This is a genomic window from Chryseobacterium culicis (genome assembly GCF_002979755.1).
GTDB classification, from domain to species: Bacteria; Bacteroidota; Bacteroidia; order Flavobacteriales; family Weeksellaceae; genus Chryseobacterium; species Chryseobacterium culicis_A.
Map to the genome: position 1 here is coordinate 1 of NZ_PCPP01000003.1, position 21,121 is coordinate 21,121.

Sequence of the window (21,121 nt, forward strand, 5' to 3'; positions counted from 1 at the left end):
ACCCGGCTGGGATTCGAACCCAGGACCCATACATTAAAAGTGTATTGCTCTACCAGCTGAGCTACCGAGTCGGCCACTTACTTTTTTCAGTAAATCCCTTTGTTTAAGGGACTGCAAAGATAAAAACATTTTCACTAAATCCAAATTTTTCTTCACATTTTTACTTAAAAAAATGGGTGCAAAACCAAAAAAATGTCAGCCCATATCAATTGATCAAAGCAGAAATTATTATTTCCAATTTATAAGCATCTGTTTATTAAATAATTTGCGATCAACAACACACCGAAAGACCTTTTAAAGATATTTTAAATTAAAATTAAAAAAATATCGAATCGGTCCATCATTATAGAATTTACCAAAGAAAAGGAGCTTTATCGCCTCTTGTATTTTCAGCATAATAAAGAGAAGGGAGAACTTGTGCCAGATACGTAAATTCACAGTAGCAATGTTCCATCAATCCAAACCCTATCTCATCCGGTAATGGATCATTACTTCCGGCACTTGAAGCGCCAAGAAAAAAGTGACTTCTCAACGTACATCCCTGTGGCGTATCTCTTACAACATGAAACATATATCCATCCATAGGATCTCCATTGCCATCCGTAGGAGTATTTTCTCCAAAACCGATTCTGGCATATACAACTGCACTTACGTCTATATTTGTATATGCCTGCTCCAAAACTTCAGGATTAAAAATTTCTGCAGGATGATGAAACTTAATGACTGCCGGCACAGGAGGTATTTCTCCCAATGATTCCGTGGCATGTATGGTAGCCCCGATATAGTTTTCATTCTTGATCCATTTGTTGTCCCAGCCGCTATGTACCACATGATCATGTGGATGCCATAACTTCAGGTCTTCAGTTGTTTCAAAATAAGTAAACCACCAATCCAGCATCTTCCCTTTACAGTTGGGCATTACATTTCTCATCGCTACGTGCAGCATTCCGTTTTCCAATCTTTTGATACCTGCTTCCAGAGAAATAGGTTTTGGAGACAAAAGGTTGTTTATATCCTTAAACATAAGTTGTTCCACTTCTTTCGTAAGTTCCATAGTTCAAATATTTTTTAGATTTATAAAATAACTCTTCAGCTTTTGGGCTTTGAATCCTGAAACAAAATTAAATCGGACACCTCTAAGTTTACTTGTATTATTTTCCAATCCAATGGCACAATCTGGAAATATGAGAAAAACAGAAAAATATATGCGTTTGCAATGTCACATACCCGTAATTTGATTTTTAAAATCCTCCGGTGTATGGCCTGTCTGCTTTTTATAAAACCGGGAGAAATAGGCAGGATCATCAAAATTCAAATGATAGGCAATTTCTTTGATGGTCAATTCACAGGAAACAAGCATTCTTTTAGCCTCTACAATTACTCTTTCATGGAGCAGCTGTGTAAGTGTACGATCCATTTTTTCTTTCAGAATCTGATTAATCCGTTTTTCACTGATTCCCATTTTTTTGGAATAAAAGTCAGCTTTACGTTCTGTTTTATAATGTTTATCCATTAACATAATGAATTGATAAACCCGTTTCTGATTGAGATCCTGATGCAAAAAATAATGCTGGTTGATACGGATAAGATTTAGTAAGAGAACTTTCAAAAGTGCTTTTAAAGCCAAATAGGTTCCCATCGGATTATTATATTCTTTCTCTATCAATAATGTGAGGTGCTGTAAAGTTTCTGCAGTATTACGGTCTATTGCAAAACCACTAAGCTGACCATGCATATTGAAAAGATTGAAAACATCCAGGGCATATTCCTGGTTATCTTCCTCCAAATATTCTCTATCAAAAGCTATTATACAAGCTTTTTTATCTTCCACCTCCGGTTTTGTACTACGATACGGAGGAATAAAGTTTATATAACCACCCTCTTCATTGCTATTATCTTCTCCTCTTTTATAATCTTTCATCCAGATAATCTCAAAAAAATGAGCTCGTTGAGAACGGTATAGATAATTAGCCGGAGCATGAGAAAGTTCAAAAAAAATAAATTTTGACGGATCAATCTGATGAATGAATTTCATATACTCTGTAATTTGACTGTAAAGATACAGCTATGCCTTACTGAAAGCTATGACAAAGGAATGATCTTTAGCCAGCAGAGTTTAATTTATTCAGCCTGGGAAAAGGTATTTGTGATAATAAAAACACGATAAAGAGATAAAATAAAAAAAGACATTCCTGAGGAATATCTTTTTTTGTGACCCGGCTGGGATTCGAACCCAGGACCCATACATTAAAAGTGTATTGCTCTACCAGCTGAGCTACCGAGTCGGCCACTTACTTTTTCAGTAAATCCCTTTGTTTAAGGGACTGCAAAGATAGGAAAGCCCTCTTTAAATCCAAACTTTTTCAGACTTTTTTATCATAAAATTTACATCAAAAAAGTCAAACACCTGTTTATAAATCAATTACAATATATTTTTTTTTAGATAAAAAGTGCCGGGATAATAGGATTTGTAGGATGAAATGCCTTTTTAACATAAAAATTTAATTTGTCAAGTCAGAAATAACATATATCTTAGCAACTAAGATAATTAGTCAATGATTAAAAATACTATACAACAATTCCGTGAAGCCAGCAGAGCCTATTCTGATGCTTCTATTTTCATGCACGAGGCTATCGCCAGAAAAGCAGGACTTACCAGCGCTGATCATAAATATCTTGGACTTATTTTGCAGCATGAATCTATCACAGCTGGGGAAATCTCTAAAATAACAGGTCTTACCACTGGCGCGGTAACCGGATTGATAGACCGTCTGGAGAAGAAGGATCTTCTTAAAAGACAGTTCATTAAGGAAGACCGAAGAAAAGTAATCATTATCCCGAACATTGAGAACAGTATGAAACTACTGAGTCCTATTTTCGATGAATTGCAACAGAAAACGCTTACTCTTATCTCTACTTTTTCTGAAAAGGAAATAGAAACCATTGAACGCTATTTCAGGGAAGCCACCCTCATTATGAAAGAAACGGCAGACCACTTAAACCACCCATAAACCAATATAAAACCATGGAATTAACAGCCACATACATAACCCGTGCAGAAATATGGCTTTGTCTTACTACGTTGCTTTATTTTCTTATGAATGGTGCGCAGATCTTCGAAACGCTCATCTTTGTACCGAAATGGGCTTCTTCCCCACCCGATACATTTAAACTTCTTCAGGATGGACAAGGAGCAAGTCTTAAGTTTTTTTGGATCATTCTTCATTCACTGCATGAAATCGCTTTTATCCTCGCGATTATTTTTTGCTGGAAAATTGATCCGGTAAGGAACTGGCTTTTGGCTTTATTTCTCGTTCATGCAGCTGTAAGGGTCTGGACACTAACATTTTTTGCTCCTAACATTATACAGTTTCAGAATTTAGCTGCAACTTCTTCCCTTTCAGAAGAAATAGCTGCCAGAATATCACTTTGGAAAAATCTTAATTATATTCGGGTAGCAATTTATATTGCTCTTTCAATAGGGATTATTCCTCTTTGTATTAAAATATTCAGTTATCGTCAGTAATTTCTACTCTAAAATATAATTTCGCCAACTGTAAAAGCTGGCGAAAATTTTCAAATCAACTTATCTCTTTAAACAGCAATTTGAGTCTTGGCATTCTGATATTCAAAAATTTTGATGACTGTATCTGCTGTTTCCTGACCCAGATGTTTTCCAATCAGATAGAGTGCGGCATCAATCCCAGCCGTAATTCCTGCTGTAGTTATTAGTTGTTCCTGATCAATATAGCGTACATTCCTGATGACACTAGCTTCAGGATTATATTGTTCTAAAGTATCTAACAGCATACTATGAGTGGTAATATGATGATCATCAAGGATACCCGTTCCGGATAGCAGCATACTCCCTGTACACACTGTAAATACTACTGTTCCGGCATCGTGATGAGTTTTAATCCATTTCAGTACCGTTTCCTGAAAATCTTTATCCTGAATATATTTCATAATATACTCGGGGTTTGCTCCGGGAACGACAATCATATCTGGCTTGGGACATGTATCTATATCATAAGTAGGGACAACAGCCATTGTATTTGCTTCCATATATACAGCCTCTCTTGTCCTTCCGACTGTAAAGCAATGATAACTATCCGGACATATAACATTCGCTTTAACAAAAACATCTAAAGGGCCATTTAAATCAAGTGCTTCCACTTGGTCATAAATTAAAAATGCCACATTCATTGTTTCCTTGTTTTTTACGTGCTTCATAATTCTATTATTTTAAGATTATTATTTTTAAATAAAGGCATGAGTCTTCCATTCTGATCATTGACAATCATCAGTTTTACTATAAATCAGTGAGGGGAAAATATTTATTCTGTGGTTTTGAATGCTTTCCGGTATTGTGCCGGAGAAAGTGAAATATTTTTAAGGAATAGGCGGCGAAGCGAAGCGGCACTGCTAAGACCACACTTATCAGCAATCATATCGACACTCATATCGGTGTATTCCAGCATATTTTTGGCCTGATCCAGTCTCATCTTTTCAAGAAACTTGCCAGGAGTCATCCCGGAATCTTTAAGAAAAACCCTGGAAAAATTACGGGTACTCATATTCAAGGACTCGGCAATGTACTCTACTGTTATCATTCCACTCAGTTTATCTTTCAACAGATCACGGACTTGTTTTGTAAAAGGAGACATTATTTCATATTCCGGCAATGTATTTCCAAACTGAGACTGCATTCCGGATCTTTTCAAATGCAGGACAAGATGGCGGGCAACCTCTGTGGCCAAAGGTTTTCCAAAATCTTCTTCCAGGAGTGCCAATGCCAGATCCATCCCTGAAGAAACTCCGCCCGAAGTATAGATAGGTCTGTCCCGAATAAAAAAAGGATTAACGTTCACCTCAAGTTTTGGATAGGATTTCTGTAGTGTATCTGCAAATTTCCAATGGGTAGTCACCTTCTTTCCCTCCAGAAGACCTGCTTTGGCAAGAACAAATGCACCCACGCAAACAGAACCCATCCGCCTCACCTCCGGGCTTATATTTTGAAGAAAATGATAGACATCAGGGCTGATCTCATCCAGTACACTCAAAGTTGTCCCTGCTACAAGCAAAGTATCTATAGGAAAATCAATATCATAAATCGTATGACTGCAAGATAATGGCATTCCTGAACTGGAATATATGAACTTTTCTGAAGTTCCGGACACCAGATGAACATGATAACCGGATCCTTCTCTGCCATCATTTAAAAAACGGTTGGCTGATGTAAAAACATCCAACGGTCCTGCAATATCAAGTAGCTGCACCTGTGGCAGTGCCAAAAGCACTATATTTTTCATCCCGGTATGTGGTCTTTCTGTCTTCATATCTCGTTCTGTATGAATACAAATGTAAAGAGAAAGCGCTTTGTCTGCAATGACAAAAAACATACGATTCCGGCCAAAGTACTTTTATCTTTTTTGTGATTATAAAAGAGACTGCCCTACAGGACAGCCTCAGCACTCTACTATAAAATTAGCTAATAAGCTATACTTTTTGTTTTATTAAAAATTAAAATCTTCCCTTATGCAGGTGATAATCGGCGGGATTTCAAATAAAGGGCAGTACGGTTCAGATAAGGAAAAAGAAAAATCAACAACAATGAAACTGCAAGAAGCCCAGCCATCATTTCATAATAATCCATTGCAAAACGGACATGATCCTGAACATTCATTCTTCCAACCAATAGTTTATGGGCAGCTTTTACCGCTTTATCTTCTGGCATTCCTCTGGCAATAAGTTTTGCGGTCTGATCATGAAGAAAGCTTTTGACTTCCGGATCAACAGCACTTAAATGATCCTGAAAAGCATTGTAATGACGGCTTTTTTCAAACAGTTCAAAAAAATTGATCAGGGCTATACTCACGCAAAAACCCAGATACCGGATTGCTAAAGCGGTTGCAGCAGCTGAAGGGCCAATAACCGCAGGAACCGATGAAATAATAAAAATAATTGTGGGAACCATAATCAGCCCGACTCCTAATCCCTGTATGAATAATGGGATATAATAATTAAATTCATCAGCCTGAATATCAAAAGAATAGTACATCAATCCATGAAAAACCAATAACATTAAAAAACCTGGCCCCCAGATATATCGAATGTTTTTCTTTTGTAAAACCATACAACAGGCGATAACTACACCGATAACCAGCCCGGTAAGATTAAATATATTGATATAGGAAATATGAAACGGATCCAAATGCAGTTCCGCAGCAAAATAATTATTGGTAATTCCTGATGCAAACCTGCAGATGTACATCACAAAAAGGATCAGCAAACCCACTTTAAAATTTCTGTATCTGAAAACGCGCAGATCAATATAAGGTCTTTTAATTGCCTGCTGCCGAAATACAGAGATTATCCCTAAAACAACAATTCCTATTACACTTCCGAGAATCCGGTTATCTTCCAGCCAATAATATTCCTGTCCAAAAATGGTAATGTACCCAATAAGCACCAGCATAGCGCTGAAGAGTCCAAAACTCTGCCAGTCGAGTTTATACAGATGAAATCTTGCGTGTGTTCTGTAGTTGCTCATTGCAAGAGTCAGGAAAATAAGTCCTGGCAGGTATGAGAATATGGCCGTTTTATAAACAATATTGAAATTATAAGAGTCAATAAGATCCGCAGTAATCAGATTATTAAACGGCAAGGCACAGATCAAAATCCCGAAAAATACGGAAAAACTGATCTCGCGTCCCCTCTCGCTGCTCAATCGGGTAAAAATAAGAGTAAGTGAAAGGTTTACATTCCCTGCAAACAGCATTCCCTGAATAAATCGGACCGGAAACAGAATATAAATCTCCCGGGTACAATAACATACCAGACACGCTAAAATCTGCAGTGTAGTGAACAGAAGAAAGTATTCTTTTGCTGCCAGAAAACTAAAAAATCTTCTTTCCAGACTGTAAAAGCCTACATATCCTGCATAAAACAATGCTACAGAGAACTGAATATCTGCCGGCTCACTTCCATAATATCCGGCAGCAGCATTCACATTCGTCAAAGGAAGAAAAAATATGATGATCCCCGGAAGAGTCATTGAAAAAAGAATGATCTTAATAAGCCACTCTGGTGCCCATTTTTTGAAAAAAGGCATTTGTCTTTTAACCATTGGAATGCTTTTTATCCGCATATACATTGACGTTCATCCCTACTTTCAAGACATCAATATCTCTTCTCATCCCATCTACTTTGATCCTCACAGGGATACGCTGTACAATTTTCACATAATTTCCGGTAGAATTATCAGGTGGAAGCAGTGAAAAACTTGACCCTGTGGCGGGAGAAAGTGAAATAATAGTCCCTTTAAATTCCCTATCCGGATAAGAATCTGCTACAATTTTCACATGATCTCCGATGTGCATATCTTTGATCTGTGTTTCTTTATAATTGGCCACCACCCATTTATCCGTTTCATTATTCACAATAAATGCCAGTGTTTCTCCGGCATCAATCATCTGCCCTACTTCAACGGTTCTTCGTCCCATTCTTCCATCATAGGCAGCGGTGACCGCTGTATAGCTTACATCCAGTTTATGGCGGTCCAATAAAGCTTCCAGTCTTGCAATTTCTGCACGGACAACCGTTTTTTCAGCCTGAATATCATTAATCTTAGATCTAGAGGCAGCATAATTATCCTGAGAAGATTGATAATCACTTTCGTTGATCTCTAAAGTTGCCTTTACATCTTCAAGACGTTGTTTGGTAGCAGATTCTTCATCATAAAGTTTTTTATATCTGTTATAATCAAGCTGTTGTTTCCATACTTTTGCTTTACTGGCATCTACCTGAGCCATTGCAGCAGCAGCTTCTTTTTCTGTAGTACCTGTAGTACTTTCCAACACTTTTAGTTGAGCACGTGCTTTCTGAATCGCTGCCTGAGTCTGTTTTTCCTGAAGAACATATTCGCGGTTATCAATAATCAGCAGTGTATCTCCTTTTTTAACTTCCTGATTTTCTTCAAATTTTACGGCTACAATAAATCCTCCGGCTCGCGAAATAATGGGATTCACATATTCCTGAACCTGTGCATCATTGGTCTGCTCATAGGCATAGTAATTCTTTAACGTAAAACCGCCCCAGACTGCAAGTGCAGCAACAATTAAAAGGGAAATCCATCCTGTCATCTTTGTGATGAGTCTATCGGTGGGAGTATATTTTTTTTTCATTGTATTATAAAATGCCTGTAATGTTTTGTAATAAATAATAATTGTTTTGTGCCATAATTTTGGCGGCTTCCAATTCAAATTTTGTCTGAAGAAGCTGTATATCCGCATCCAGCAGTTCTGTAATCAGAGAGGTCTGGCTGAAATAGGTATTCTTAATGATCCGTGCATTCTCTTTGGCCTGAATGACATTCGCTTCCGCTACCTTTATCTGCTCAAGGGCTTCCTGATATCTTAAATAAGCTTCTTTCACCTGCTGCCTTACCTGATCCTCTGTATTCTTGTGTACCTCTTCCTCTTTTTCAAACTCCAGTTGAGCTGCTTTTACTTTATGGGTATTATGATAAAGGGAAGAAATGGAAAAAGAAGCTTTAATTCCTACTATTCCTAATGAATACCAGTACGGATTATAGGGATAAAGAAAAATCTGCGGATTGGCATAATAAAACTCTCCATACATTCCAATTTTAGGTCTTACATTGGCTTTTACCTGTTTCAGTTTGATCATACTCAGTTCTGTCTGCTGTTCAGAGACATGATAATTAAAAGAATGATCCAGTGCCAGTTTCAAATATTCTTTGTAGGTGGTATTTTCATTCCATTGATTCATTGGAACTTCAGGAATGACGATCTGTTCATCAGGAATACCCAGAATAATATTCAGCTTTTGTGTGGCAATGAGAATATCATTTTCAATGGTAATCAGAGTCATTTTCCGTTTTGACAGTTCAAGCTCTATTCTTAAAACATCACTTTTTAAAACAACTCCGTTTTTATACAGAGCCTGTATTTCTTTAAGCTGTGTTTTCTGATCGGCTATGTCCTGTTTTATAAGATCCCTGAAAATTAATGTTTTCTGGAGTTCAAGATAAAGCGCAGCTGCTTTATAATGAATATCAGAAACCGACTGTTCTTTCTGGATATCCTTAATTTTCTGAAGGGTCTGATTCTCTTTAATCTTAAGATTCAGCTTGTTTCCATTGTAAATATTCAGATAAAAATCTGCTCCCGCTCTGTAGAGCGTATGGATAACTTCATGCTGTGTAGGTTTGGAAAAAATTCCGTTTTCATAAATAGGAATATTAGAAGCTTTTTCTACGGAACCTTTAACATCAATTTCCGGAAGACGTTCTCTTTTGGCATCTTTCACTTCGGCTTCGGCAATGTCTACGTTGATGGTATTAATTCTGATATGGCGGCTGTTTTCCTCAGCTTTCTGCCACGCATCTTTTAAGGAGAGTCGTATCGTATCCTTTGTTGGACTGCCAGTTTGAGCTGATAGAGTGTAGGAAATTCCCAGCATCAGCAATCCGGCGACATAAATTTTCATTTGAATTTTTGAATTATTGCAATGCAAATTTATTGGCAATCCTGAAATTATATTTACCTAAAATAGTCAACTTTTACATGATTCCGGCCAAATGCTTATATTTGTATTTTCATTGGTATTTTAAATTTTTCTATGGGATTAATTGCTGCGCTTCCGGACATTGATAAAGATGACAAAAGTGTATTTGTAATGCACGAAAAATCGGAGAAACTGATTCCTTTTCACAAACATACAAAAGGACAGCTGAGTTATGTAGAAGGCGGTATTGCTTATATTACCATCAACAACAGAACCTACGTAGTTCCGGCAAGACACTTCTTCTGGATTCCGCAGGGAATGGAACATATATTGGAAATTGGGTATACAGCAACTGTTCTGAGATCTCTTTATTTTTATGCCTATGATGATATCTCAGATCCTTTCTACAGCAGGCTGGGAATATATCCGGCATCAGAACTTCTGATCCAGATGATTAAGTACACTGAAATCTGGGACGAAAAACATGTTACCGTAAAAGATGAAAATTTTGAATTTCTGGTGGCTTTAAAAAAAATTCTTCCCAAAACTCATAAACAGCCTTTACCTATTATTCTTCCTGCAACCCATAATAAACAGATGATGAAAATTGTTTCCTATCTGGAATGGAATATCGGGGAAAAGCTTACCCTTGCCAATATAAGCAGCAGATTTGGATTGAGTGAGCGCTCTTTGTCCCGACTTTTCAAAGCAGACATGGACATTTCTTTTCTTCAGTATCTGAAAACATTAAGGATCATCAAAGCCATTGAATTGCTTTTAAATACAGACAAACCCATCAATGAAATTGCTGATGACGTGGGCTACAGCTCCATCAGTGCATTCAGTGATACCTTCCATGAATTTACCCGTTCCAGACCTTCAGACCTGAGAAAGAGTAATAAAGCGATTCAAAATAGTATAGGATAAACTTTTTGCAAATGAGTTATATCAGATTTAGAAAAAATAAAAGACTTATTTATCTTTTATTAAAAATATCTTTCTATCTTTGTCCTATAAAATTCAGAAGAATGTTTTCAAAAACCTGTGAATATGCTTTAAGAGCTTTGATCTATATTGCCCAGCAGTCTAAGAGTGGCAGCAGGGTTGGGATTAAAGACATTTCAAAAAGCATTCATTCACCGGAACATTTTATCGCTAAAATTTTACAGGATCTGAGCAGAAAAGGCTTTGTACAGTCTGCTAAAGGTCCGAACGGAGGTTTCTATATGGATCAGAAAAATCTGAATACCTCTATTGCTGATATTGTAAGAGAAATTGACGGAGATAAGCTTTTCACGGGTTGTGGGCTTGGGCTTGATCAATGTTCAGAAACGCATCCTTGTCCGCTTCATGACCAATTTAAGAGCATCAGACAAGATCTGCGAATCATGCTTGAAACTTCAAAAATTCAAATGTTTGTCGATAATCTGGACTTACAGCTTACTCATTTGAAGGCTTAAAAAAATTTAATCAAATAAAAGATAAAAAGATCTTTATATATGAAATTATATCTTAAAAATCCATTGACATTGATGTTGCTCTGTCTGATGACAGGAATGTTTCTGACAATCAGTTTTTTGGAAACACCTTTGAAATTTCAGGTGCAGGGAATTACCCTTCCTACAGCATTAGGACTGGGAAAACTGATGTTTGGAATATCTACAAAAATACAATGGATATTTCTTACGATCATCCTGATCCTGATGCTCATAAGCCGTAAAAAACATACAAAATTTGACTTTATCATTCTGACTGCTTTGCTTTCTATACTTGCATTAGAGCAACTCTGGCTGCTGCCGGTACTTGATTCACGGGTAGATGTACTTTCATCAGGAAAAACCTTATCTCCTACTCCGCTGCATGATTATTTTATCTATGCAGAAACAACAAAAGCATTCATTCTGATTCTGGCAATTCTATTACAATTTAAAACCCAACCTCATGAAAACAGATCCTATTGAAAAAATGTCCGGACATTGGCTACTGGCTAAAGTTGGTAAAAAAGTACTCCGCCCTGGAGGTCTGGCGCTCACCCAAAAGATGCTCACCATGATTAATATCACTCCTCATGATGATGTCGTTGAATTTGCACCTGGGCTGGGTTTAACAGCACAACTCATCTTAGAAAAGAATCCAAAATCTTATATAGGAATTGATGCTGAAGAAAACGCTGTAAAACTTTTACAAAGAAAGTTTAAACACAGCCAGGCACTCTTTCAGTTAGGAAATGCAACACACAGCTCATTACCAGTGCAGTCCGCAGACAAAGTTTTTGGTGAGGCGATGCTGAGTATGCATGCAGATCACAGAAAATCTGAAATCGTTAATGAAACCAAAAACATTCTGAAACCTCAGGGGTTATATGCTATTCATGAATTGGCATTAATGCCGGATCACCTGGATGAAAATGTGAAACTGCATATTCAGAAAGAGCTGGCTTTAGCCATTAAAGTCAATGCACGTCCACTGACTGTTTCTGAGTGGAAAAAACTGCTGGAAAAAGAAGGATTTAAAGTTTTGCAGGTTGAAACAGCTCCTATGCAACTTCTAAGACCACAAAGAATCATCAGTGATGAAGGACTTTCCGGATTCTTAAAAATTGCAGGAAATATTCTTACAAAACCTAAAATCCGTTCCCGAATCCTTCAGATGAAAAAAATATTCAAAAAATATGAAGACAGCCTTTGTGCTGTTGCCATTCTTGCTCAAAAAATTTAAACAACATCTATTATGAAAGCCCAATTTCTCAATATTGCGATCATCTTAAGTTTATCACTCACAGCGCTTTCCTGCTCTAAAAGTGAAACTACTCCCATCCCCAAAGCAGAACCTTACTCTGCTGAACAGGTAATTCAACCACAGCCCGCAGCGCCAGTTCCCACTCCTTCTCCTTCACCAGATGCCTCAAAACATGAAGGGTTACAACTCATTGAAGGAACTGATTGTCTTACCTGCCATAAAATAGATTCAAAATTAATAGGTCCTTCCTATCAGGAAGTGGCCGCAAAATATACTGAAACAGACCTTGATATGCTGGCACAAAAAATAATTGATGGTGGTAAAGGCAATTGGGGAGAAATTCCGATGACTCCTCATACAGGATTAAGTAAAGAAAATGCCAGACAGATGGTAAAATACATCCTGTCGCTCAAAAAGTAAAAAAATTTAAAACAATAAAAGACAAAAAAGTATTATATTATGAATACAAGAACAGACTTTATAGGACATATGGTTGCTGAAGATTTCAGAACAGCAGCAATTTTTAAAAGACACGGTATTGATTTCTGCTGTAAAGGCGGAAGAACCATTGAAGATGCCTGCAGTAATAAAAAACTTGATGCTGAAAGGATTTATGAAGAACTGGAAGCCCTTCCAAAAAATGAAGGTACTGCCATAGATTTCAACAGCTGGCCTCTGGATCTACTGGCGGATTATATTGAGAAAACGCACCATCGTTATGTAGAAGAAAAAACTTCTGTTTTGCAGGCATTTCTTGATAAGCTGTGTAAAGTTCATGGAGGAAGACATCCGGAGCTGTTCGAAATTAACACCTTATTTAATGACTCTGCGCACGATCTGGCTGCTCATATGAAAAAAGAAGAACTGATTCTTTTCCCTTTTGTACGGAATATGGTAAAAGCTAAAATATCAGGTACATCCCTTCCCCAGGCTCATTTTGGAACAGTGGAAAATCCTGTCCATATGATGGAACACGAACATACAGTAGAAGGCGAACGTTTCAGAAGAATTGCAGAAATCACCAATGAATATCTTCCTCCTGCAGATGCCTGCAATACCTACAAAGTAGCTTTTGCCATGCTTCAGGATTTTGAAAATGATTTACATAAACATATCCATCTTGAAAATAATATCCTCTTTCCAAAAGCCATCCAACTGGAAAAAGAATTTGCCGTTGAATCTTAAAAACTAAAACAGAATGACACCTAAAAAACTTTGGATATGGCTGGCGGTAGTAATGGTTGCTTCATTTGCTGTTCTTATCTTCTATGGAACTGAAATTTACAGAAAAATCCCCCCAATTCCTGACAAAGTAGTAAGCACAGACGGAACTGTTATTGCTACCGGACAGGATATTAAAGATGGACAAAACGTCTGGCAGTCTATCGGCGGACAAACAGTAGGAAGTATCTGGGGACATGGTGCCTATATTGCTCCAGACTGGACGGCCGATTACCTCCACCGGGAATCTGTTCTGCTGCTTGATGAGCTGGCAAAAAAGGATGGAAAAGTTTACAAGGAACTTCCGGATGAAGAACAAGCCAAATATCAGGTACTGCTGAAAAAAGAACTTCGTACCAACACCTTCAATGAAAGCAATAACGAAATTATTTTCTCCCCAGAACGGGCTGAAGTGCAGAAAAAGCTTTCCCTGTATTATTCAAAATTATTCATGGATGATGCTTCCATGGCAAAACTTCGTGATCAGTATGCTATTCCGAAAAATACGATCAAAGATACCGGAAGAATGGCCAAAATGAATGCTTTCTTTGCATGGAGCACCTGGGTTTGTATTACGGAAAGACCGGGAGATGATGTGACATACACCAATAACTGGCCTCATGATGAATCGGTTGGAAATGTTCCTCCACCTTCCCTGCATGTATGGTCTGGTTTCAGTATATTACTTTTATTAGCATGTGTAGGCCTTTTGGTGTTTTATCATGCCAGAAACAAAGAAGAAGAGATCAGTGAAGCGCTTCCACACGAAGATCCGCTGCGAAGCATGAAACCGACTCCCTCCATGAAGGCCACTTTGAAGTACATATGGGTTGTTGCCCTATTAATCCTTGTTCAAATGCTTGCCGGAGTGGTGACTGCTCATTACGGAGTGGAAGGAAGCGGATTTTATGGTATTCCTTTGGATCAGTTTCTACCACAATCGGTTTCCAGAAGCTGGCATGTACAATTGGCCATATTCTGGATTGCTACCTCATGGCTGGCAACCGGACTTTATATTGCTCCTGCCGTTTCAGGATATGAACCAAAGTATCAGAAACTGGGCGTAAATATTCTATTCGGAGCTTTACTGATCGTTGTGCTGGGATCTTTAACGGGTCAGTGGCTCGGAGTTATGCAAAAACTGGGTCTGGTAGATAATTTCCTTTGGGGACATCAGGGGTATGAATATGTAGAACTGGGAAGAGTCTGGCAGATCTTACTGCTCATCGGACTTATTCTCTGGCTGGTTTTAATGGTTCGGGCTCTTCTTCCTGCCTTGAAGCGGAAAGATGGAGACCGTCATTTGCTGACCCTGTTTACTCTTTCATCAGTAGCCATTGCATTATTTTATGGAGCCGGACTAATGTATGGAAGACAAACCCATATGGCGATTGCAGAATATTGGCGATGGTGGGTAGTTCACCTTTGGGTAGAAGGTTTTTTTGAAGTATTCGCAACCGTAGTGGCGGCCTTTTTATTTACAAGATTAGGATTGCTAAGGCTAAAATCTGCAACCAATGCCGTTTTATTCTCAACCATCATCTTTCTTGGCGGAGGGATATTGGGAACGTTCCATCATCTGTATTTCAGTGCTACCCCTACAGCTGTTCTGGCATTAGGAGCTACTTTCAGTGCCCTGGAAATAGTACCGCTTGTTCTGATTGGTTATGAAGCCTATCAAAATTATCAGCTGAGTAAATCCACCCAATGGATTCAAGCCTACAAATGGCCCATCTACTGCTTCATTGCCATGTGTTTCTGGAATTTCCTCGGGGCAGGAATCTTCGGATTTGCCATCAATCCTCCTATTGCTCTTTACTATATTCAGGGATTGAATACCACTGCTGTGCATGGCCATGCGGCTTTATTCGGAGTCTATGGAATTCTGGGAATCGGATTAATGATGTTTGTTTTGCGAGGACTTTATCCTGACCGACAGTGGAATGATAAATTAATAGGATGGGCTTTCTGGCTTATCAATATCGGATTGCTGGTGATGGTAACGATTAGTCTTCTTCCCATAGGTATCATGCAGTCCGTAGCCTCTATAAAAGAAGGGTACTGGTATGCAAGATCTGCAGAATTTATGCAGACTGATACCATGCATTTTCTGAGATGGCTGCGTGTACCCGGAGATATTTTACTGGCTGCTGGTGAGCTGCTTTTCGTTATTTTCATCATCGGACTGAAATTTGGATGGTCGTTGAAAGAAAAACGATAGTATGAATGGTTCAAATCTCGTAGGATTTTTAATCTTTAAAATTTGATGATTTTTACATTACTTGAATTTAATTTTTAACGTAAAAGGAATATTATCATTATGTTTATTTAAGGAAGCGAAGAAGAGCGACTTTGTCGCGGATGAAGCGTTATGGTAATACATTCGCTTAAAAATGATCCATGAAATTAATCAAACCTCTTTGCTCCCTTACAATCATAAGAATTACAGATAAAGCTTTGCGTTGATAAAATGAGATTCTATTAATTCATTCTGATTTACATTAAAAAAGCCTTTAAATTCAATATTTAAAGGCTTTTTATTTGGTAGTTTATTGTGTTGCTTTCATCATTGCATCGGTAATTTCAATTTCCTTTTTCCTGGAATAAGTAGAGTCAAAAGGTTCCATCACATTGAATAAATACTGATAAAAAGGAGCAATCTGACGTATATTTTCAGATTCCTTCACTGCATTATTTTTGTCCATTTGCTGCAGCCTTTTTATAAAAACGCTGAATTTCTTATCAATGGGTTCAATAGATTTCAAAAGGTATTCATGACCTTTTTCTCTCTGTCCTAAGGTCTTGTAAGCATCCGTTACCGCTGCTACAACCAATGCATATTCCATCGGTTTTGACCTCATCTGTCTTCTGGCCATTGCTTTAAATGACGGAGAGAGATTCTGATAGTAATCATATTCTTCAAATATTTCTTTTTTAAGGGTTTCTGCCAGCTGAAGACCTTTCTGCTCCTGCCCTGCAACAATATATCCGGTAACCATTGCACTTAATGAGCGCGGATCATTGTACTTCTCAGCAGGAATTTCTTTGGCAGCAAGATCCAGTAATTCCAGTGCCTTAGCTTTTTGTCCGCTTATTACCAGTGCAGAAATAGCTCTGCCCACAGACATTCTGTAGCCCAGAATATTGGAGGTAGCCGTTTCATCATAATAAATACTGAGATCTTTAAAGTTGCCCCATCTGAAGTTTTTCACCACCTGATAAAGAGAGTTGGCATCTACCCTTCCCTTATCTCCATCCGGACTTTGAGGTGTACGAATAGGAATCAGCCTGTAGCTGAAGCCATCAAACTGAAGATAATCATCTAGATAAAAAATATTTTCACTGTCATACATTCCGCCTGATGAGAAATTTACAGGTCGCTTCCAATCAAAATTGGCCAGCATATCAAGTATCATCAGATTACTTTTATAAAGTGTATTGGCTTCGTAATTGATCATAATCTGATCCACAGCGTTGGGAAGATCAGCTTGATTAATGATTCCATATTTCACGGCATTTTCTTTATTTACCGGAAGTATAAATTTACTGACCGGAAGAATATTGTATTTTTCATATTGTTTGTCCCCAAAGTACATCTTCAGCAATTCATCTTTTTCTGATGATTTTAATTTCAGGAATTTCATAGCATCCTTCAAAGTCAAGGAATCCTGCGTCAGATATTTTCTAAAATCCTGGAAAGTGTTGTCCGGAGCTCCCTGTTCTTTAAGCATTTGGAAAAGTCCTTCCCAATCTTCTTTTTTCATCAGATATACCTGATCATTTACGCCATCCCGATACTCTTCATGAGTTAATTCACCTGGAATTCCCATTGCATTGTATGTTCTTCTTTTTACCTGATCGATATTCCATGGAGTGGCCAAAAGGGTAAAATTTACCGTTTTTACATCATTCCTGAACCTTTCTGTTTCCTGAATGGCCCATACCGGAAAAGTATCATTATCCCCATAAATAAACATGATATCGTTTTTAGGAAGTGACCGTAAAAATGAATAGGCATAATCGCGGGCTGCTGTTTTTTTGCTTCTGTCGTGAGAAGTATAATTTTGGAATCCCATCATCAAAGGAATTCCTAATAAAATAACTCCCGGAAGAATATTGGAAACATTGGATTTCACCTTAGACTGAATCATCAAAAGGATGGCTCCGGCTCCCAGACCAATCCAGATGGCAAAGGCATAAAATGAGCCTACCATGGCATAATCTCTTTCTCTTACTTCAAATGGTTTTACTCCGGTATAAAAAACAATTCCCATACTTGTCAGAATAAACAGGGAAAGAATGGCATAAAACCGTCCAAAATCTCTGTTCAGCTGGAAAAAGAAACCAATAAGTCCTACAATCAATGGAAGAAAGAAAAACTTTACGGTACTTTCATTTTTAAATTGGGCAGGCATATGATCCTGATCCCCAAGCAAAGCATTATCGATAAAAGAAATCCCTGATATCCAGTTTCCTTTTGTACTTTCCATATGACCCTGAAAATCATTTTGTCTTCCTACAAAATTCCACATCAGATATCTGACAAAGTAATATCCGTTCTGGAATGAAATAAAATAATCCATATTCTGGGCAAAAGAAGGACGCTGTACCTTGATAAGATCATAAGGTTTCACTTTCAGATAATCTTCTGCTGTGATGGAATCTCCTTCATATTTGGCTCTCAGTTCTTCAAAAATACGTTTGGCTTCCGGATTGTCTGCAACCTCTTCGTTATCATAATTAAAAGTAAAATCCGGAGCCCCATATAAAGAAATATAGTTTGCCGTTACCTCTTTATCTTCATTGAACATCCTTGGCATAAAACTTATGTGCGATTTATTAAACACATAGTTGAATCTTTCTCCGGTCTTTCTGTACGTTCCGGTTTTTTCATCTTTTTCGTAAATATCTCCGGTAATCTCCCTTTTGTAACTTCCGTCTTCATCTTTTTCCAGTCCGTTTTTATCAAGAAATGCGGTGTAATTCTGTCCGTAAATAGTGGGCCAGTCACCATATTGTACTCTGTTATAATAATCTCTCATCCCGATCGCCGTATCCGGATCATTAAGATTCATCGGAGGATTGGCATTGGCTCTGATGGGAATTACCAGCCAGCAAGAGAATCCAATGATCATATAGACAATGGATAAAACTACAGTTTGGTATATCTTTCTTTTGGTTTTTCTGGCATATTTAATCAGGAAATAACAGATTACTGTCATAAGGATAAATGCAGCAACGGTTCCCGAATGGAAAGGAAGCCCAACACCATTTACTAAAAAAATCTCAAGCTTTCCAAACAGGGTCATAATCAAAGGGAAAATAATCTTGAATACCAAGGCCAGAATTCCCAATGTGATTCCATTAGCCAGCATAAAACTCTTCCAGGAAAAAGTATAGTTTCTGGTATAATAAACAAGGCAGATAGCAGGAATTGCCAGCATACACATCATATGTACTCCCACAGAAAGTCCTATGATAAAGAAAATAAGAATGACCCATCTTTCGTTATCAATAGCTTTGTATTCGTTTTCCCATTTGGTGATGAGCCATACCAGCAAAGCAATAAACATGGAAGCCATTGCATATACTTCTCCTTCTACTGCTGAAAACCAAAATGTATCTGAAAATGTAAAACATAAAGCTCCGATCACTCCGGAAAACAGAATCGCGCTTTCCTGATGTTTTGTAAGGTCTTCAAAATCTTTATGTAAAAGTCGTCTTAAAAAATGGGTAATTGTCCAGAACAGGAACAGAATGGTAAAAGCACTGAATAACGCTGACATCGCATTGATCACAATAGAATAATTTTCAGCATTTCCTAATGCAAAAATACTTGCCACGGCTCCCATAATCTGAAATAAAGCGGCTCCCGGAGCGTGAGTTACTTCCAGTTTTACCGCTGAAGAGATATATTCTCCACAATCCCAAAAACTCAAAGAATGTTCTATCGTTGAAAGATAAGTAATAAGTGCAATAGCGAAAAGGAACCATCCCAGCACGGTGTTCCATTTTTTAAAAGACCAGTTTTTCATATAATATTTTCCAATATTGATATGACAACCAGAGGAAAGAGTTTATTACATTTACCTTATTTTATTCTCAAACCACAAAAGTCTTACTATAGTTTAATTAAGTTTAAAAACAATGCTGCAAAAAGTTCATATAAGAAGAAGTAAATCAAAGACTTCAAATAACTTAAGTGTACTTTAACACTCAAAATAGAAGCTTAGAAACAAATTCAAAAACTTTTGTGACTTTTGTGGTTTAAAAGAATTTATATTTCTTAAATGGTAAAATTTTAATACGTATTATTCAAGCCTCCATCCAAAGGAATACTTGTTCCGGTAAGATAGCCTGCATATTCTGAAGCGAGAAAAGCTACAAGATGTCCATATTCTTCAGGTTTTCCGAATCTTTTCATAGGAATTTTATTTTCCCTCGCCATTCTTATTTCTTCTGCCGGAGCGCCCGTTTGCTGAGCTTCATGCGCAACCAGTTTTTGAATTCGTTCAGTATCGAAATACCCTGTTAAAACATTATTTACTGTAATATTATGTTCGGCAATCTCATTGGAAAGTGTTTTTGCCCAGGCCATTACTGCAGAGCGGATAGAATTTGATAAGGCCAGGTTTCCGATCGGTTCTTTTACTGATAAAGAGGAAACATTGATGATACGCCCATTTCCCTGTTTAATCATATGAGGCAGAGCCCATAATGTTGTTTCACAAACTGTTTTAAAAAGAAGATCAAATGCTTTCTGATAATCCTCGGCATTCTTATCCTGTGCTAAACCAGGTTCCGGTCCATTGGTATTATTAACCAGAATATCTACGGAATGATCATTGAAATATCCTGCTATTATTTTCTTATACCTTTCAAAATCCGAAAAGTCAGCGACCAGATAGCTGTGTTTCTGATCAGAAGTGATGACCGGCAGTGAAGAAACAAAGGCTTTAAGTTTTGTTTCATTACGAGCCATAACGGTAACATTAGCGCCACATTTTGCCAGTTCTAAAGCAATTCCTGCTCCTATTCCCTGGGTTGCTCCTCCTACTAAAGCATTTTTTGAAAAAAGTTGAATATTCATATGATCTTTGGATATACTAATTGGTATAGGATAAATGTAAGAAAAAACCTCCAAATTATATTTTGAAGGTTTAATTTTTTAAGCTCTGTTTCTCATTTATTTTACGGCTGTAGCTTCAAGTTCCACCTTTAAAGTTTCAAACAAACCTTTTACTTCAAGCATTGTTACGGCCTGTTGAAGCTTATGCCTTGCAATCCACTCCTGGAGAATGGGAAAGTGAGGCCAGAGCTCTTCAGTAGAAGTTGTATAGATATTTAATCTTACTATATTTCCACATTCATATCCTGCGGAGCTGATCACCTCTTCCAGATTGGCAATAGCCTGTTCCAGCTGAGATTTCATATCTTTATCACTGGATATTCCATCAGGATCAATAGCTGCCTGTCCGGAGCAGTATAAAGTACTTTCAACATTTTTTACTTCTACAGCTTGTGAGTAGCTTCTCTCCTCCTGCCATTTCCATGGATTAACTGTTCTTTTTTCCATTGTATTGAATTTGTTATCTGTTATTACCATACAAAATTGCACAACAGATGCAGT

Annotated in this window: 19 protein-coding genes and 1 tRNA gene; 9 read left to right on the forward strand and 11 right to left on the reverse strand. The window is 37.6% G+C overall.

Annotation, left to right across the window (positions count from 1 at the left end):
- Nucleotides 1-352: 352 nt before the first annotated feature.
- From CQ022_RS16560 to CQ022_RS16570, 3 genes are all read right to left on the reverse strand, one after another.
- A complete protein-coding gene (locus CQ022_RS16560) occupies nucleotides 353-1,054 on the reverse strand; it encodes a DAPG hydrolase family protein (protein ID WP_105683428.1) in 702 nt (233 codons plus the stop codon).
- 165 nt (nucleotides 1,055-1,219) lie between these two features.
- Nucleotides 1,220-2,035 carry a helix-turn-helix domain-containing protein gene (locus tag CQ022_RS16565; protein WP_105683429.1) on the reverse strand — a complete coding sequence of 272 codons (816 nt, stop codon included), beginning with the start codon at nucleotides 2,033-2,035 and terminating at the stop codon, nucleotides 1,220-1,222.
- Nucleotides 2,036-2,212: 177 nt separating this feature from the next.
- Nucleotides 2,213-2,285, reverse strand: a tRNA-Lys gene (locus CQ022_RS16570).
- Between the two features lie 270 nt (nucleotides 2,286-2,555).
- Between CQ022_RS16570 and CQ022_RS16575 the strand changes: the two genes are divergently transcribed.
- Together CQ022_RS16575 and CQ022_RS16580 are read left to right on the forward strand one after the other, a co-directional pair.
- The gene (locus CQ022_RS16575) at nucleotides 2,556-3,011 is read left to right on the forward strand and encodes a MarR family winged helix-turn-helix transcriptional regulator (RefSeq protein ID WP_105683430.1); all 456 of its coding nucleotides are present in this window, start codon (nucleotides 2,556-2,558) and stop codon (nucleotides 3,009-3,011) included.
- A gap of 14 nt (nucleotides 3,012-3,025) precedes the next feature.
- Nucleotides 3,026-3,526: a transposase gene (locus CQ022_RS16580; RefSeq protein WP_105683431.1), complete on the forward strand. Its 501-nt coding sequence runs from the start codon at nucleotides 3,026-3,028 to the stop codon at nucleotides 3,524-3,526.
- Nucleotides 3,527-3,594: 68 nt separating this feature from the next.
- Here the strand turns inward: CQ022_RS16580 and CQ022_RS16585 are convergent, their stop codons facing one another.
- The 5 genes from CQ022_RS16585 to CQ022_RS16605 form a co-directional block, all read right to left on the reverse strand.
- Nucleotides 3,595-4,233, reverse strand: coding sequence for a DJ-1/PfpI family protein (locus CQ022_RS16585; protein WP_105683432.1), 639 nt, complete (start codon nucleotides 4,231-4,233; stop codon nucleotides 3,595-3,597).
- A 104-nt stretch (nucleotides 4,234-4,337) separates the two neighbouring features.
- Nucleotides 4,338-5,339, reverse strand: a complete 1,002-nt coding sequence (locus CQ022_RS16590) for a GlxA family transcriptional regulator (RefSeq protein ID WP_165791680.1) — start codon at nucleotides 5,337-5,339, stop codon at nucleotides 4,338-4,340.
- 197 nt (nucleotides 5,340-5,536) lie between these two features.
- Nucleotides 5,537-7,129 carry a beta-carotene 15,15'-monooxygenase gene (locus CQ022_RS16595; protein WP_105683731.1) on the reverse strand — a complete coding sequence of 531 codons (1,593 nt, stop codon included), beginning with the start codon at nucleotides 7,127-7,129 and terminating at the stop codon, nucleotides 5,537-5,539.
- On the reverse strand, nucleotides 7,122-8,186 hold the full coding sequence (locus tag CQ022_RS16600; RefSeq protein ID WP_105683434.1) for an HlyD family secretion protein: 1,065 nt from the start codon (nucleotides 8,184-8,186) through the stop codon (nucleotides 7,122-7,124). Before CQ022_RS16600 ends, CQ022_RS16595 begins: the two co-directional genes overlap by 8 nt.
- A 4-nt stretch (nucleotides 8,187-8,190) precedes the next feature.
- Nucleotides 8,191-9,513 carry a TolC family protein gene (locus CQ022_RS16605; protein WP_105683435.1) on the reverse strand — a complete coding sequence of 441 codons (1,323 nt, stop codon included), beginning with the start codon at nucleotides 9,511-9,513 and terminating at the stop codon, nucleotides 8,191-8,193.
- Between the two features lie 132 nt (nucleotides 9,514-9,645).
- Here CQ022_RS16605 and CQ022_RS16610 point away from each other — a divergent pair, with 132 nt between their 5' ends.
- From CQ022_RS16610 to CQ022_RS16640, 7 genes are all read left to right on the forward strand, one after another.
- Complete coding sequence (locus tag CQ022_RS16610) at nucleotides 9,646-10,458, forward strand: helix-turn-helix domain-containing protein (RefSeq protein ID WP_105683436.1); 813 nt, start codon at nucleotides 9,646-9,648, stop codon at nucleotides 10,456-10,458.
- 101 nt (nucleotides 10,459-10,559) lie between these two features.
- Nucleotides 10,560-10,991, forward strand: coding sequence for an RrF2 family transcriptional regulator (locus CQ022_RS16615; protein ID WP_105683732.1), 432 nt, complete (start codon nucleotides 10,560-10,562; stop codon nucleotides 10,989-10,991).
- A gap of 39 nt (nucleotides 10,992-11,030) precedes the next feature.
- Nucleotides 11,031-11,492 (forward strand): hypothetical protein, encoded by a 462-nt coding sequence (locus CQ022_RS16620; RefSeq protein ID WP_105683437.1) that lies wholly within the window; start codon nucleotides 11,031-11,033, stop codon nucleotides 11,490-11,492.
- A complete protein-coding gene (locus CQ022_RS16625) occupies nucleotides 11,473-12,249 on the forward strand; it encodes a class I SAM-dependent methyltransferase (RefSeq protein WP_105683438.1) in 777 nt (258 codons plus the stop codon). Before CQ022_RS16620 ends, CQ022_RS16625 begins: the two co-directional genes overlap by 20 nt.
- A gap of 12 nt (nucleotides 12,250-12,261) precedes the next feature.
- Entirely contained in the window at nucleotides 12,262-12,690 is a 429-nt protein-coding gene (locus CQ022_RS16630; RefSeq protein ID WP_105683439.1) for a c-type cytochrome, read from the forward strand.
- Between the two features lie 39 nt (nucleotides 12,691-12,729).
- Nucleotides 12,730-13,455: an iron-sulfur cluster repair di-iron protein gene (gene ric, locus CQ022_RS16635; protein ID WP_105683440.1), complete on the forward strand. Its 726-nt coding sequence runs from the start codon at nucleotides 12,730-12,732 to the stop codon at nucleotides 13,453-13,455.
- Between the two features lie 13 nt (nucleotides 13,456-13,468).
- Nucleotides 13,469-15,712 carry a nitric-oxide reductase large subunit gene (locus CQ022_RS16640; protein WP_105683441.1) on the forward strand — a complete coding sequence of 748 codons (2,244 nt, stop codon included), beginning with the start codon at nucleotides 13,469-13,471 and terminating at the stop codon, nucleotides 15,710-15,712.
- Between the two features lie 328 nt (nucleotides 15,713-16,040).
- On the opposite strand, the gene CQ022_RS16645 is transcribed toward CQ022_RS16640, so the two are convergent.
- The 3 genes from CQ022_RS16645 to CQ022_RS16655 all read right to left on the reverse strand — a co-directional run bounded on the left by CQ022_RS16645 (nucleotide 16,041) and on the right by CQ022_RS16655 (nucleotide 21,067).
- The gene (locus tag CQ022_RS16645) at nucleotides 16,041-19,526 is read right to left on the reverse strand and encodes a DUF2723 domain-containing protein (RefSeq protein ID WP_105683442.1); all 3,486 of its coding nucleotides are present in this window, start codon (nucleotides 19,524-19,526) and stop codon (nucleotides 16,041-16,043) included.
- A 266-nt stretch (nucleotides 19,527-19,792) separates the two neighbouring features.
- Entirely contained in the window at nucleotides 19,793-20,581 is a 789-nt protein-coding gene (locus tag CQ022_RS16650; protein ID WP_105683443.1) for an SDR family oxidoreductase, read from the reverse strand.
- 96 nt (nucleotides 20,582-20,677) lie between these two features.
- Nucleotides 20,678-21,067: a RidA family protein gene (locus CQ022_RS16655; protein ID WP_105683733.1), complete on the reverse strand. Its 390-nt coding sequence runs from the start codon at nucleotides 21,065-21,067 to the stop codon at nucleotides 20,678-20,680.
- Nucleotides 21,068-21,121: the final 54 nt, after the last annotated feature.